Origin of the sequence: Bacteroides sp. CAG:633, assembly GCF_000435115.1 — a bacterium.
Taxonomy (GTDB): Bacteria; Bacteroidota; Bacteroidia; order Bacteroidales; family Bacteroidaceae; genus Bacteroides; species Bacteroides ndongoniae.
The window spans coordinates 1-14,969 of the sequence record NZ_FR882959.1; the positions used below are offsets into that span (position 1 = coordinate 1).

A 14,969-nucleotide genomic window follows, 5' to 3' on the forward strand; every position below is an offset into this window, starting at 1 on the left:
GTATGCCGACAAGATGCGCCCTAAGGAGTACATCGAGCACGTAAGAAACCGTGAAATCTATGACCCGGTTCTTACCTTCCAGCTTTCCAACGACTTCCACGTTCGCCGTGTCATCCGCAACTATCTTCCTAGTGATGAGGAGAGCGAACACTGCGCAACCCTCTTGCAGTGGGATAACATCTACTATCAGCCAACTACGGATTCTTATGTAGATAGAAAGCCAACCGTGAGAATCGGCTTGGTACAGTGGCAGATGCGTCCATACGCTTCGGTAGACGACCTTTTTGAGCAGGTAGAGTTCTTCGTGGATTCCGTGAGCGACTATAAGAGCGATTTCATCCTCTTCCCAGAGTATTTCAATGCGCCATTGATGGCGAGATTCAACGATTTGGGTGAGGCACAGAGCATCCGCATGATGGCTCAATATACTGATGAAATCCGTGACCGATTCCGTGAGTTGGCCATCAGTTACAACATCAACATCATCACGGGCAGCATGCCGCTTATCAAGGAAGACGGACGCTTGTACAACATCGGTTTCCTCTGCCGCCGCGACGGCACGTACGAGATGTACGAAAAGATTCACGTCACCCCCGACGAAATCAAGAGCTGGGGCTTGAGCGGAGGTAAGACCTTGAAGACGTTCGAGACTGACTGTGCCAAGATCGGTGTCCTGATCTGTTACGACGTGGAGTTCCCCGAACTGTCGCGCATCATGGCCGACCAGGGCATGCAGATTCTGTTCGTACCTTTCCTGACCGATACGCAGAATGCCTTCAACCGCGTTAAGGTATGTGCCCATGCCCGTGCCATCGAGAACGAATGTTTTGTGGTGATAGCCGGAAGTGTAGGCAACTTGCCGCGTGTGCACAATATGGATATCCAGTATGCCCAGTCGGGTGTCTTTACGCCGTGCGACTTTGCTTTCCCCACCGATGGAAAGCGTGCGGAGGCCACTCCGAATACGGAGATGATTCTGGTGTCGGATGTTGATTTGGATTTGTTGAACGAGTTGCATACGTACGGAAGTGTACGTAACCTGAAAGACCGTCGGAGCGATCTGTATGAAGTGCGGATGAAAAAACAGTCCCAGAGTTAAGTGCAAAAAAAAGGCTATCTATCCCAGACAGCCAATCTTTCTTGTTAACCTTAAATCTAATACTATGAAAAACACGTTGCAAAGGTAGCCCTTTTGGCGGAAACTCCAAACTTTTGCTTCTTATTTCGTTGATTTATAACAGGATTTAAGAAAGTGGGTTGCCTTTTTAACTCATGTTTTAAAATTCTGATGTGTAAGGGCAACGTATAAGTCAGGCGGATTATATTTTCCGGATGAATCTGGCCGGTACGCCACCTACGATGGTATTGGCCGGTACGTCGCGCGTCACTACAGCGCCGGCAGCTACAACGGCATTTTCGCCGATGGTCACTCCCTGGAGGATAGTGGCGTTGGAACCTACCCAGACATTTCGTTCGAGCACGATAGGGGCCGGATAAGTGATGGGTCTTTCTTCGGGCGACAGGCCGTGGTTCAGCGTGGCAAATACGACGTTGTGGCCTATCTGGCATCCGTCGCCCAAAGTTACTCCGCCATGGTCCTGAAAGTGGCAGCAGGCGTTGATGAACACATTTTCGCCCACGGTGATGTTTTTGCCGAAGTCGGTGTAGAAGGGAGGAAATACCCGCAAGGAGGCAGGCACCGTGTAGCCGAACAGTTCGGAAAGCAACCGGCGTACTTCTTCCGGAGTGTGGTAAGCGGTGTTCAGCTGGAAAGTGATGCGGCGGGCTTCGTCGCTCATTTCGTTCATGAATTTGAAAATGTCAGGTGTGTTGAGGGCCTGACGGGTCTTTACGTAAGACAAGAAGTCGCTGATATTCATATCGGTATTTCTATTTACTAATTGGGTTCACTTTAAAAAGTCTGTTTCCTATGAGTCTCTTTATAGTTACTATCACTTTGCTTTGTCATCCTGAACGCCGTGAAGGATCTGTTATCACATAGCCTTTGAAAGAGATCAGGCAACAGGTCTACAAGGCCGGGATGCCCTGCTTGATAGGGCACCGCTTGAAACACCTTGTCAACTCGATCTTGCGAAAGTTGAGTTACTAATTGTTCGGCAAAAGTACTTGTATACCGGTGGATGGGATGTGGATGTATTACGTTTCGTTGTATTCATTTTACAGATTCTGTTCCGATCCGTTCTCTCTTTACGGCTAAATTGCCTACATTTGTGGGAAAGTAAAAACGTATCGGTTATGAAAGATGTAATTAAACTGGAGAATGTAGAGCAATACAACGATTTGTTCGGACTGGAAACACTGCATCCGCTTGTCAGTGTGGTCGACCTGTCGCAGGCTACGCGGCATCCCGAACATTTTGTCCTGAACTACGGCGTGTATGCCCTGTTTCTGAAACAGACCCGTTGCGGAGATATCCGCTATGGCAGGCAGACTTACGACTATCAGGAAGGCACGGTGACCAGCTTTGCGCCGGGACAGATTGTCGAAACAACGTTGGAGCAGGGAACACCCCTGAATGCCTGTGGCCTGTTGTTCCATCCCGACCTGATAAAAGGAACATCGTTGGGACAGGAAATCAAACATTATTCTTTCTTCGCTTACAGTTCGAACGAAGCCCTTCATCTGTCGGAAGAAGAGCGGAGCGTTTTTCTGGACTGTCTGAAGAAGATACAGATGGAGCTGAACCATCCTATTGACAGGCATAGCAAACGGCTGATTTCGAAGAACATCGAGCTGCTGCTGGATTATTGCATGCGTTTCTACGAACGCCAGTTCACAACCCGTGCCGTTGTGAATAAGGATGTACTGATGCGCTTCGAGGACTTGCTCGACGAGTATTTTGCCAGCGACAAACCTCAGACAGAGGGACTGCCTTCGGTCCGGTATTTTGCCGAGAAAGTATTTCTGTCGCCCAATTACTTCGGCGATCTGGTGAAAAAAGAGACGGGCAAGACTCCTCAGGAATATATACAAACCAAACTGATAGACCAGGCCAAGGAGATGATTGCAAGTACGGAAAAAACAGTCAGCCAGATAGCCTACGAGCTGGGTTTCCAGTATTCGCAGCACTTCAACCGCATCTTCAAGAAAAACGTCGGATATACGCCGGGCGAGTACCGGAAACTGCTGGCCTGAATAAATAAACAATCTTAAAAGCACTGATTTATCCAACTTTTTTATAAATTTGCGCCCTTAAAAATAAAAGTGTATTTAGGAGACATTTAAGATATGAGTAAGAAGTTTGCCGAATATTCGAAGTTCGACCTTTCGGAAGTGAACAAAGAAGTATTGAAGAAATGGGACGAAAACCAGGTTTTCACCAAGAGTATGACAGAACGTGAAGGATGTCCTTCCTTCGTATTTTTCGAAGGACCTCCCTCGGCCAACGGTATGCCGGGTATTCACCACGTAATGGCACGTTCCATTAAAGATATTTTCTGCCGTTACAAGACGATGAAAGGCTTCCAGGTAAAGCGTAAGGCCGGATGGGATACTCACGGACTCCCTGTGGAACTGGGTGTGGAGAAAGCACTGGGCATTACGAAGGAAGACATCGGAAAAACCATCTCCGTGGCCGACTATAACGCTGCCTGCCGCAAGGACGTGATGAAGTTCACGAAAGAATGGGAGGACCTGACACACAAGATGGGATATTGGGTAGACATGAAAGAACCGTATATCACCTACGACAACCGTTACATCGAGACACTGTGGTGGCTTTTGAAGCAGTTGTACAAGAAAGGACTTCTTTACAAGGGATATACCATTCAGCCATATTCGCCTGCTGCCGGTACAGGACTGAGCTCGCACGAGCTGAACCAGCCGGGATGCTATCGCGACGTGAAGGATCTGACGGTAGTCGGACAGTTCAGAATGAAGAACCCGAAACCGGAGATGGCAGAGTGGGGAACCCCTTACTTCATAGCATGGACTACTACTCCGTGGACTTTGCCCAGCAACACAGCACTCTGTGTAGGCCCGAAGATCGACTATGTAGCCGTACAGACTTACAATGGTTATACCGGCGAAAAGATGACGGTTGTTCTGGCCAAGGCATTGCTCTACACACACTTCAATAAAAAGGCGGAAGACATTGCATTAGAGGATTATAAGCCCGGCGATAAACTGATTCCGTTCAAGGTAGTCGGCGAGTACAAAGGTACCGACCTGGTCGGCATGGAGTACGAACAGCTGATTCCTTGGGTGAAGCCGACCGAACTGGATAAGGACGGCAACTGGCAGGAAGCATCGGCCAAAGCTTTCCGTGTGATTCCCGGTGACTATGTGACGACGGAAGACGGTACGGGTATCGTACACATCGCCCCGACTTTTGGTGCCGACGATGCCAACGTGGCACGTGCAGCCGGCATCCCGTCACTGTTCATGATCAACAAGCGCGGCGAGACCCGTCCGATGGTCGACCTGACCGGTAAGTTCTATCTGCTGGACGAACTGGACGAGAGGTTTGTAGCCGAGTGTGTGGATGTTGAGGCTTACAAGGAATACCAGGGCCGTTGGGTGAAGAATGCCTATGACCCGCAATTCACCGTAGACGGCAAGTACGACGAAAAGGCCGCACAGGCAGCCGAGTCGCTCGACTTCTACATCTGCATGATGATGAAAGCCGCCAACCAGGCATTCAAGATCGAGAAACATGTACACAACTATCCCCACTGCTGGCGTACAGACAAACCGGTGCTCTACTATCCGTTGGACAGCTGGTTCATCCGCAGTACGGCTTGCAAGGAACGCATGATGGAGCTGAACAAGACCATCAACTGGAAACCGGAAAGCACCGGTACAGGACGTTTTGGTAAGTGGCTGGAGAATCTGAACGACTGGAACCTGAGCCGTTCGCGCTACTGGGGTACTCCGCTTCCTATCTGGCGTACCGAAGACGGCACGGAAGAGAAGTGTATCGAGTCGGTAGAAGAACTTTATGCCGAGGTAGAAAAATCGGTGGCTGCCGGTCTGATGCAAAGCAATCCTTACAAGGAGAAAGGCTTTGTTCCTGGTGTATATACCAAAGAAAATTACGATAAGATAGATTTGCACCGTCCGTATGTCGACGATATTATCCTTGTTTCGAAAGACGGTCAGCCCATGAAGCGTGAGTCGGACCTGATAGACGTATGGTTCGATTCCGGTTCCATGCCTTATGCACAGATTCATTATCCGTTCGAGAATAAAGAATTGCTTGATTCGCATCAGGTATATCCGGCCGACTTCATCGCCGAAGGTGTGGACCAGACACGTGGCTGGTTCTTTACACTGCATGCCATTGCTACCATGGTCTTCGACAGCGTATCTTACAAGACGGTTATTTCCAACGGACTGGTGCTCGACAAGAATGGCAACAAGATGTCGAAGCGTTTGGGCAATGCAGTCGATCCTTTCGCTACGATCGAGAAATATGGTTCCGACCCCTTGCGCTGGTACATGATTACCAACTCTTCGCCGTGGGACAACCTGAAGTTCGATGTGGACGGAGTAGAGGAAGTACGCCGTAAGTTCTTCGGCACGCTCTACAACACCTATTCGTTCTTCGCCCTTTACGCCAACGTGGACGGATTTGAGTACAAGGAAGCCGACGTGCCGATGGCAGAACGTCCGGAAATAGACCGCTGGATTCTTTCCGTATTGAATACGCTGGTGAAGAACGTAGACGCATGCTATAACGACTACGAACCGACAAGAGCCGGACGTCTGATTTCCGACTTTGTCAACGACAACCTGTCTAACTGGTATGTCCGTCTGAACCGCAAACGTTTCTGGGGCGGAGAATTCACACAAGACAAACTGTCTGCTTATCAGACATTGTATACCTGTCTGGAGACCGTAGCCAAGCTGATGGCTCCTATTGCTCCTTTCTATGCCGATATGTTGTACATGGACCTGATTGCCGTAACCGGACGCGACAATGTAGTTTCCGTGCACTTGGCCAAGTTCCCGGTATGTCAGGAAGGCATGATCGACAAGGAGCTGGAAGCCCGTATGCAGATGGCTCAGGACGTCACTTCGATGGTATTGGCATTGCGCCGTAAGGTGAACATCAAGGTTCGCCAGCCGCTACAGTGCATCATGATTCCTGTAGTTGACGAGGAACAGCGTGCCCATGTGGAAGCGGTGAAATCGCTCATCATGAACGAAGTGAATGTCAAGGAAATCCGTTTCGTGGACGGCGCAGCCGGTGTGCTTGTCAAGAAGGTGAAATGCGACTTCAAGAAGCTGGGGCCGAAATTTGGCAAGCAGATGAAAGCGGTGGCAGCACAAGTGGCAGAAATGTCGCAGGAAGCCATTGCCGAACTGGAGAAGGCCGGTTCGTATACCTTCCATCTGGACAGTGGCGATGCTGTTATCGAGACGAGCGACGTTGAAATCTTCAGCGAAGATATTCCCGGCTGGCTGGTGGCTAACGAAGGCAAGCTGACCGTTGCTCTGGAGGTCACTGTGACTGAAGAGTTGCGTCGTGAAGGTGTAGCCCGTGAACTGGTGAACCGTATCCAGAATCTGCGCAAGTCGAGCGGATTTGAAATAACTGATAAAATTCGGATCTGCTTATCAAAAAATCAGCAGACAGATGATGCGGTAACCGAATATAAAGACTATATTTGTAACCAAGTCTTGGGAACCTCACTTACGCTTGTGGATGAGGTAGAAAACGGTACAGAGTTGAATTTCGATGATTTCTCTTTGTTCATAAACGTTGAAAAGGAAGTGGCTAAGGCTTAAAAGAGAACCATATTAAGAACCCTAAATAAAATTCTAAAGCTATGGCAGAAAAGACAAGATACTCGGATGCTGAATTGGAAGAATTCCGCGCCATTATAATGGAAAAGCTGGAATTGGCACAACGCGATTATGATTTGCTGAAAGCAAGTCTGACAGGTGCCGATGGAAACGATACAGACGATACATCGCCTACTTACAAGGTGCTGGAGGAAGGTGCCAATACATTGTCAAAGGAAGAAACAACGCGTCTGGCACAGCGTCAGTTGAAGTTTATTCAAGGATTGCAGGCTGCATTGGTACGCATCGAGAATAAGACGTACGGCATCTGCCGCGAGACCGGTAAGCTGATTCCTGCTGAACGCTTGCGTGCTGTGCCTCATGCAACTTTGAGTATAGAAGCTAAAAACAACGGAAAGAAGTAAATGAGTAAAATTCTCACGAAAGGCCGGATAGCCTTGTCCGTTATATTTTCGGTATTGATCATTGACCAGATTATCAAAATCTGGATTAAGACTCACATGTTCTGGCATGAGAGTATCCGGGTGACCGACTGGTTCTATATCTATTTTACCGAGAATAATGGCATGGCTTTCGGTATGGAAATTTTCGGAAAATTGTTCCTGACCAGCTTCCGTATAGTTGCAGTGGCATTCATAGGATGGTTCCTGTACAAGTTTGTGAAGCATGGGATGAAGACCGGTTTCATTGTCTGCATTTCACTGATTCTGACCGGAGCTTTGGGGAATATTATAGACAGCGTATTTTACGGAGTCATCTTCAACGAAAGCACCCATGCGCAGATTGCATCCTTTATGCCGGAAGAAGGCGGATATGCGCCGTTGTTCTATGGTAAGGTAGTAGATATGTTCTATTTCCCTATCATCGAGACCGACTGGCCGCAGTGGATGCCATTTGTCGGAGGGGAACATTTTATATTCTTTAGCCCTATCTTCAATTTTGCTGATGCGGCCATCAGTTGTGGCATTATAGCCCTGCTGCTGTTCTATAGCAAATATTTGAATGATGCCTATCATGCTGTGACAAAAAAATCATGAAAGGAAAGATGCGGATTCGATGGTATAGTATTGCTCTGTCGGTTTTATGTCTGAGTGCTTGTCAGGTGAAAAGACCTGACACAGTACTGCCAGATGCGACGATGGAGAATGTGCTTTATGATTACCACATTGCCAAGGCAATGGGCGAGGATATCCCCTACAATGACTCGTACAAAAAGGTGCTCTATGTAGAATCCGTCTTCAAGAAGTATGGCATCACTCAGGCGCAGTTCGATTCATCCATGGTGTGGTTTGCCCGCAACCCCGATGCCTTGACCAAGGTATACGAGAAAGTCAACCAACGGCTGAAAGCCCGGCGCGACGGCATCAACCACCTGATTGCCTTAAGGGAAAACCGTCCTAAGTCCTCCCGTCCGGGAGACAGCATTGATGTGTGGTTCGGACAGCGCATTTATCAGCTGACGGGCATGCCTTTGGACAATAAAGTAGCCTTTACCATACCTTCCGACTCCAATTTCCATAGCCGTGACACCTTGCGGTGGAGCGTCCGTTTCCAGATGCTGGGTAAAGCGGCGGATGCGCTTACGGCACCTGTGATGGGAATGCAGGTAGCCTACGCCAAAGATACGGTTATCAGCACTATGCTGCATGTGCTGAAGGACGGTACGAATACGCTGACCCTGTATGCCGACACGTTAGGCGATATCAAGGAGATCCGTGGCTTTGTGTACTATCCGAAACAGGAGGAAGCCGGCGACTTGCTTCTTGACCGGATTTCGCTGATGCGCTACCATGCGAAAGACTCCTTGCCGGCAATTGCAGCCGATACTTTGCAGGCCGATTCGTTGCGTGCCGATTCCTTGCGGAAAGACTCTTTGCCCAAAGCGAAGGACGATGTGCAGAAGCTGCAGGAAACGCCCTCGCAGCAGGAAGAACGCTCGGAAGAACGTGCACGCCCTCGTCCGGGCGTCAACAATGTGCCGGTTAGCAACAATACTTCTACCCTGAAGTCCGGACAGCGGTTGCAAAAAGCTACCTTAAAGAAGCAGAATGTGGTTCCTTTAAAAACAAGAATGCGAGAAGAATGAAAAGATTTGCCTCGCATTATTTGTTTCTACCAGGCTATGGCTATCTGAAGCAATATGTGGTAGAGGTAGACCAGGGATACGCCGTTCGCATCTTTCCGCTGAAAGAAGAAGTCGAAGACGTCGAATGGCTGCCGGGAGTCATCGCTTTGTTCCCCGAAGGGCCGGACGGCGAACTGGCATCCTATCTGTATTATCCTTTCGACTTCAACGCCATGCAGCCTGTCGCCGGAACTCGGCACAGACCACTGCGGTAGCGATGGCCACATTGAGCGACTCGGATGTTTCGCGGCTGACCGGATAGTTGGGGATATACAGCTTGCGGTTTACCAGTTGTTCTACATCGCGGCCTATTCCTTTTCCTTCGTTTCCCATGATGATGAGTCCGTGCTCGGACAGCGGTTGTTCGTAGATGTTTTTCCCGTCCAGGAAGGTTCCGTATACGGGTACGCCGTTCAGCGAGCGGATCAGTTCAGGCAAATCGGTATAGTGCACTCTGACCCGTGCGATTCCTCCCATCGTGGCTTGAATGGCTTTGGGGTTGTAGATGTCGGCCGTGTTGGGCGAACAGAAAATGTCTTCTATGCCAAACCAGTCGGCCAGGCGCACAATGGTTCCCAGGTTTCCGGGGTCTTGCACGTCGTCGAGTGCCAGGCAGAGTGAATGTTCTACGATTTTAGGGTCGGTCATGTACTGCGGCTGTTCGAATACGGCCAATACCTGTTGCGGAGTTTTTTGCAGGCTGGCGCGTGCAAGCTCTTCTTCCGTCACCTCTGTTATGTCCTGAATGTCCGTCAGATTCTTTTGCGAGGCAAGCCATTCGCGGGTGCCCATCAGGAAACGGCAGTCGAAGTGTCCTAACAGGTCTTCTACCAGCTTGGGGCCTTCTGCCAGAAATACGTTTTCTTCTTTGCGCTTTTTCTTTAACTCCAGCGAATGGATATATTTGATGCGATTCTTGCTTATTGCCATTTTTGTTTCTGTTTCGGTTAATTTGATATGGTTTTGACACAGCCACGTATCCTATTTTCATGAAACAAAAATACGGGATATTTTTCAGATAATCAAAAACTGTGAACTCTTCCGGCGTTTTTTCTCTGATATGAAAAAATATACTATATTTGTAGGCGTTTTTTTATGCGCCACCTTGATTGACTCCGGAATGAAAAAAGTCTTACGCCTTGCACTGTATGCGGCCATTGTTTTGTTAGGGGCTTCGTGCTCTTCCACCAAGTATGTGCCGGAAGGTTCCTATTTGCTGGACGAGGTGCGCATACATACGGACAACAAGGATGTAAAGCCTTCCAGCCTCTCTCTTTATGTCCGGCAGAATCCGAATGCCAAATGGTTCAGTCTGGTGAAAACCCAGCTTTATGTTTACAACATGTCCGGCCGCGACAGTACGCGCTGGATCAACCGCATATTGCGCCGAATGGGAGATGCTCCGGTCATTTACAGCGAGGATGAAACCGAGCGTACAAGGGACGAGATAGGAAAAGCGGTGCGCAACATGGGCTATATGGGCGCCACCGTTGCCGCGGTGCCGAGCTACAAAGGGAAGAAAGTGAAGTTGACCTATCGGGTGACGACGGGCAAGGCTTACAAGGTGCGTACGCTGAACTATGATATCCCTGATGAAAAAATCCGGAACTATATGCGGCAGGATTCGGCAAAGACGTATCTGAAAGAGGGAATGCTTCTGGATGTGAATTTGCTGGATCTGGAGCGGCAGCGCATTACGGACAACCTGCTTCGGAACGGTTATTATAAGTTCAACAAAGACTACCTTACCTACACGGCCGATACTGTCAGAAATACTTTTCTGGTCGACCTGACGCTGCATCTGTCGCCATACAGGGGAAGCGGCGACGGGCAGGCACAGACGCACCGGCAATACACCATCGATAAGGTCAATTTTGTGACCGACTACAATGTGCTTCAGTCTTCAGCCTTGAGCAGCATTGAGGTAAATGACTCCGTGCACTACAAAGGCTATCCCATTTACTATAAAGACAATCTCTATCTGCGGCCTCAGGTGCTGACCAACAGTTTGCAGTTTACTCCGGGCAGCCTGTACAATGAGTACGACGTTCAGCGCACTTATGCCAACTTCGGGCGTTTGCAGGCACTGAAATATACGAATATCCGCTTCTTCGAGGTTCAGCGGAACGACAGTGCTTTGCTGAACGCTTATGTGATGCTGACCAAGAGCAAGCATCAGTCTGTTTCGTTCGAGCTGGAAGGAACCAATTCGGCGGGCGACCTGGGTGCAGCCGCTTCCGTCTCTTTCCAGCACCGCAACCTGTTTAAGGGCTCGGAACTGTTTATGGTCAAGCTGCGTGGGGCATACGAAGCTGTGTCCGGTCTGCAAGGCAGTTATCGTGACGAAGACTATACCGAACTGGGTGCCGAAACGACCATCAACTTTCCGCGTTTCCTTTTCCCGTTCCTGTCGTCCGATTTCCGTAGGAAGATAAGGGCCAGTACGGAGTTCGGCTTGCAGTATAATTATCAGTTCCGTCCCGAGTTTACCCGTATCGTAGCTTCGGGCAGCTGGAGCTACAAGTGGGGAATGCAGCAGAGCAACATGCAGCATCGCATCGACCTGCTCGACATCAATTACCTGTACATGCCTTGGATTTCGCAGGAGTTCGAAGAGCAATATCTGGAAAAAGATGAAAACTATATCCTGAAGTACAATTACGAAGACCGGTTGATCGTCCGTACGGGCTATAGTTTTGTTTACAACAGTGCCGGGCGTGCCTTGATGAACAACACCTTGATAGGCGATTCGTATTCGGTACGTTTCAACATCGAGTCGGCGGGCAACCTGTTATATCTGTTGGGACGTACGGTAGGCATGAAGAAGAACGAGAACGACGAGTATACGTTGCTCAACATCCCGTTTGCCCAATACGTGAAGGGAGATATTGATTTTGCCAAGAATATCATGATCGACAATCGCAACTCGCTGGCCTTCCATATTGGTGGCGGCATAGCGGTGCCCTATGGAAATGCTACCGTAGTTCCGCTGGAGAAGCGCTATTTTTCGGGAGGTGCCAACAGCGTGCGTGGCTGGTCGGTGCGCAATTTAGGACCGGGTTCTTTCCCCGGCGACGGCAATTTCCTGAATCAGACAGGTGACATCAAGCTCGATGCCAGCATCGAATATCGCACCCGCCTGTTCTGGAAGTTCCGGGGCGCGGTGTTTGTCGATGCCGGAAACATCTGGACGTTGCGCGATTATAAGGACCAGCCCGGAGGTCAATTCCGCTTTAACAAGTTCTATAAGCAGATTGCGGTGGCATACGGATTGGGGTTGCGCCTCGATCTGGACTTTTTCGTGTTGCGTTTCGATGGAGGTATGAAGGCGGTCAATCCCGCCCAGGGGGCAGAGCGTTATCCCATTATTCATCCCGATTTCGGCCGCGATTTTGCTTTCCATTTTGCCGTAGGTTATCCCTTCTGATTATTCCCCAGTTAGGGAATTATTTTTTCCCAGTTAGGAAATTATTTTTTCCTAGTTAGGGAATATTTTTTTCCCAGTTAGGCGTTTTCCGTGTAATCCGTGCCTGAGGAAAATTGCAAGCAATACTCGTGGAAGTTGCAAGCAATACTCGTGGAAGTTACATGTAATACTCGTGGAGATTGCTTGTAATACCCGTCGGCTTTCCTTTCACAACCCGGCAGCATTGCTTGTTAATCTCGGCGACATTGTTTGTTACGTCCGACAGCATTGCTTGTTACGCCGGCTAACTACCTATATTGCGCGGCTAAAGTAGGTAGTTACGGTCGCCAAGTGGCACTTTGGGAATGAAAAGTGAATAATTGGAAATGAATAACGTGGGTGAAGGATGGATACGCGGACGACGCTGAATGGGCGGATTCACACGGATAAAGATAAGAAAAGGGAAAAATGGGTTCACGCTTTCAACAGGAAAAATCTGCGCTGATAATCAGCGATATATGGTGAAAGATAAGTTTCACGTTCATTCAATTAAAAATTAGAAATTAAAATCCGCGTTCCGTCTCCGCGTAATCTGGGGTAACAACTCTGCTGTAAAACAAATGAGATTGTTTGGAATTCTACAGGAATTTGTTTTTCTTTGTATAAAAGATTGTGGAAGATGAAAACAGATGTTCTGAATCAGTTGAAGGATGCTTTGCGGAAATTGCTGCCGGAAGGTTCGCATGCATACTTATATGGTTCCCAAGCACGTGGTGATGCTCGTCCCGATTCCGATTGGGATATCCTTATATTGTTGGACAAAAATAAAATTGAAGCCGAGGATTATGACAACGTGTCTTACCCTTTGGTGGAGTTAGGTTGGTCACTTAATGAATGTATTAGTCCCGTACTTTATACGGTAAAAGATTGGATGAAGTATCACTTTACACTTTTTTTCCATAATGTGAAGGACGAAGGTATTTTATTGGTATGAGTTTGAGTGAAGAAGATATTAAGGCGATTGTGTTTTATCGTAAAGAAAAAGCTTACGCAACATTGCGTGAAGCTGAAGACATGATTGCATCGAAGCATTGGAATTTGGCAATGCAACGCTTGTATTATGCCTGTTTTTATATGGCTTCGGCTTTGTTGCTCAGTGCAGGATTGAAGTCGCAAACACACAATGGTGTTGTAGGACAATTGGGGATGCATTATGTTTCACAGGGGCTTTTAACCAAAGAAGAGGGACGATTGTATTCGCGTTTGTTACAGAATCGTATAACAGGGGATTATAATGATTTTTTTGATTTTACAGAAGAGGATGTGCTTCCTTTGGTAGAACCGGTTCATCATTTGCTTGACAGGTTGAAAGATTTAATCGCTCTGAATAAATAACTTTGCATCCTCCGTGTTACACTCAGATAATCCAGAGTTACACAGATTTATTAATATGTCACCCTCGTAGAGACGCAAAATTTTGCGTCTGCGTCTCCCATGACCGTAAGCGTGGAGACGCTTGCAATTAAAAATTAAAATCCGCGTTCATCCGCCCATTCCGTGTCGTCCGCGTATCTATCTTTTCGCCTATCTGTCCTTCACCGCAACACGCTAATCCTTAAAAGATTACGGTGAAACTTCACCCTATAAACGCCGTGAAACTCTGTGCTTTCTGTGGTGAGTCGGAAATAAAAAAATCGTATCTTTGCCACCAAAATAAATTCACCGACATGAAACTGACGCATTACCTCCTCTTGTTGCTCTGCTTGTGCTGCTTGTCCTGCGGCTCGCGCACGGACTATCCCAATCTGCTTGTCAAGGCGGACAGCCTGATAGATGCCCGTCCCGACAGTGCCTTGACTCTGTTGCATAGCATCCCTCCTTCGGCCTTAGAAGAGGGCGACCGCATGCGTCACCGGTTGCTGACCGTGGAGGCGGAATGCCGCAACGGACAGATGCCGACCAGCGACTCATTGCTGTTGCCGGTCATCGGCTATTTCCATCGTACCGGTGATGTCTTTTGGGAAGCGCGGGGCGAGTACAACCGAGGATATATTCTCCATAAGCTCCGGCAAAGTGGACAGGCCTTGGAAATTTTTCAGCGAGTAAAGATACAGATGGAACAGTGTGGAAATACCTGGTGGTTAGGACGGACGTATGGAAGGATAGCCTATATCTATCACAGCCAGGGGATGTATTCGCAAGCCGATTCCCTTTATAAGGAAACAGAACAATTGGCCGTACAAGTGGGAGATACTGCATTGTGGTTAGAAACATTGGATAGGAGGAGCGTCCATTTAATAGCTTTGGGGGAGGAACATTACCGGGAAGCGGAAACACTGTTGTTGAAGGCTTGTTTATTGGCTCGACAGAAAAAATTAGTAAAATACCAAAGTAATTGTATGGAGACTTTGAGTCTGTTGTATAGTTATATGCAGGATGGTGAGCAAGCCTTACGGTGTGCCCGGGAAGCTTGGAGGTTAGAACCGGATACCGCAAAGAGGTATATGTCCAGTTTGCTGATAGGTGAGGCTCATTATAAACTGAATCATTATGACTCCGCTACGTTTTGGCTGGAACGAACGATTGCGTGCCGTCCTTCTTTGGCTGTCCGTTCGGCGGCCTACATGCGTCTGGCAGATATTGCCGAAGAACAGGGGGATGCGGAAA

At 48.4% G+C, this 14,969-nt stretch carries 13 protein-coding genes; 11 read left to right on the top strand and 2 right to left on the bottom strand.

The window, feature by feature from the left end; translation table 11 throughout:
* On the top strand, positions 1-1,099 hold a 1,099-nt coding region (locus tag QVP67_RS00870; RefSeq protein WP_288179757.1), incomplete at its 5' end, for a carbon-nitrogen hydrolase family protein.
* Between the two features lie 220 nt (positions 1,100-1,319).
* Here QVP67_RS00870 and QVP67_RS00875 read toward each other — a convergent pair.
* Complete coding sequence (locus QVP67_RS00875) at positions 1,320-1,880, bottom strand: DapH/DapD/GlmU-related protein (protein WP_022161675.1); 561 nt, start codon at positions 1,878-1,880, stop codon at positions 1,320-1,322.
* Positions 1,881-2,256: 376 nt separating this feature from the next.
* Here QVP67_RS00875 and QVP67_RS00880 point away from each other — a divergent pair, with 376 nt between their 5' ends.
* The 6 genes from QVP67_RS00880 to QVP67_RS00905 all read left to right on the top strand — a co-directional run bounded on the left by QVP67_RS00880 (position 2,257) and on the right by QVP67_RS00905 (position 9,111).
* Positions 2,257-3,156, top strand: coding sequence for a helix-turn-helix domain-containing protein (locus QVP67_RS00880; RefSeq protein WP_022161676.1), 900 nt, complete (start codon positions 2,257-2,259; stop codon positions 3,154-3,156).
* Positions 3,157-3,249: 93 nt separating this feature from the next.
* Positions 3,250-6,753 carry an isoleucine--tRNA ligase gene (gene ileS, locus QVP67_RS00885; protein WP_022161677.1) on the top strand — a complete coding sequence of 1,168 codons (3,504 nt, stop codon included), beginning with the start codon at positions 3,250-3,252 and terminating at the stop codon, positions 6,751-6,753.
* 41 nt (positions 6,754-6,794) lie between these two features.
* Complete coding sequence (locus QVP67_RS00890) at positions 6,795-7,175, top strand: TraR/DksA family transcriptional regulator (protein WP_022161678.1); 381 nt, start codon at positions 6,795-6,797, stop codon at positions 7,173-7,175.
* A complete protein-coding gene (locus QVP67_RS00895; protein ID WP_022161679.1) occupies positions 7,176-7,808 on the top strand; it encodes a lipoprotein signal peptidase in 633 nt (210 codons plus the stop codon). It abuts the gene before it with no gap.
* A complete protein-coding gene (locus QVP67_RS00900) occupies positions 7,805-8,857 on the top strand; it encodes a DUF4296 domain-containing protein (RefSeq protein WP_022161680.1) in 1,053 nt (350 codons plus the stop codon). The genes QVP67_RS00895 and QVP67_RS00900 overlap by 4 nt, the downstream gene beginning before the upstream one ends.
* A complete protein-coding gene (locus QVP67_RS00905) occupies positions 8,854-9,111 on the top strand; it encodes a hypothetical protein (protein WP_022161681.1) in 258 nt (85 codons plus the stop codon). Before QVP67_RS00900 ends, QVP67_RS00905 begins: the two co-directional genes overlap by 4 nt.
* On the opposite strand, the gene QVP67_RS00910 is transcribed toward QVP67_RS00905, so the two are convergent.
* Positions 9,062-9,826 carry a TrmH family RNA methyltransferase gene (locus tag QVP67_RS00910; protein ID WP_022161682.1) on the bottom strand — a complete coding sequence of 255 codons (765 nt, stop codon included), beginning with the start codon at positions 9,824-9,826 and terminating at the stop codon, positions 9,062-9,064. The genes QVP67_RS00905 and QVP67_RS00910 overlap by 50 nt on opposite strands.
* 190 nt (positions 9,827-10,016) lie before the next feature.
* Between QVP67_RS00910 and tamL the strand changes: the two genes are divergently transcribed.
* The 4 genes from tamL to QVP67_RS00930 form a co-directional block, all read left to right on the top strand.
* A complete protein-coding gene (tamL, locus tag QVP67_RS00915) occupies positions 10,017-12,323 on the top strand; it encodes a translocation and assembly module lipoprotein TamL (protein ID WP_288179758.1) in 2,307 nt (768 codons plus the stop codon).
* A gap of 658 nt (positions 12,324-12,981) precedes the next feature.
* Positions 12,982-13,296: a nucleotidyltransferase domain-containing protein gene (locus QVP67_RS00920; RefSeq protein WP_022161685.1), complete on the top strand. Its 315-nt coding sequence runs from the start codon at positions 12,982-12,984 to the stop codon at positions 13,294-13,296.
* A gap of 2 nt (positions 13,297-13,298) precedes the next feature.
* Positions 13,299-13,697, top strand: coding sequence for a HEPN domain-containing protein (locus QVP67_RS00925; protein WP_288179759.1), 399 nt, complete (start codon positions 13,299-13,301; stop codon positions 13,695-13,697).
* A 332-nt stretch (positions 13,698-14,029) separates the two neighbouring features.
* Positions 14,030-14,969, top strand: a 940-nt coding sequence (locus QVP67_RS00930; RefSeq protein WP_288179760.1) for a tetratricopeptide repeat protein, incomplete at its 3' end; no start/stop codon positions are given.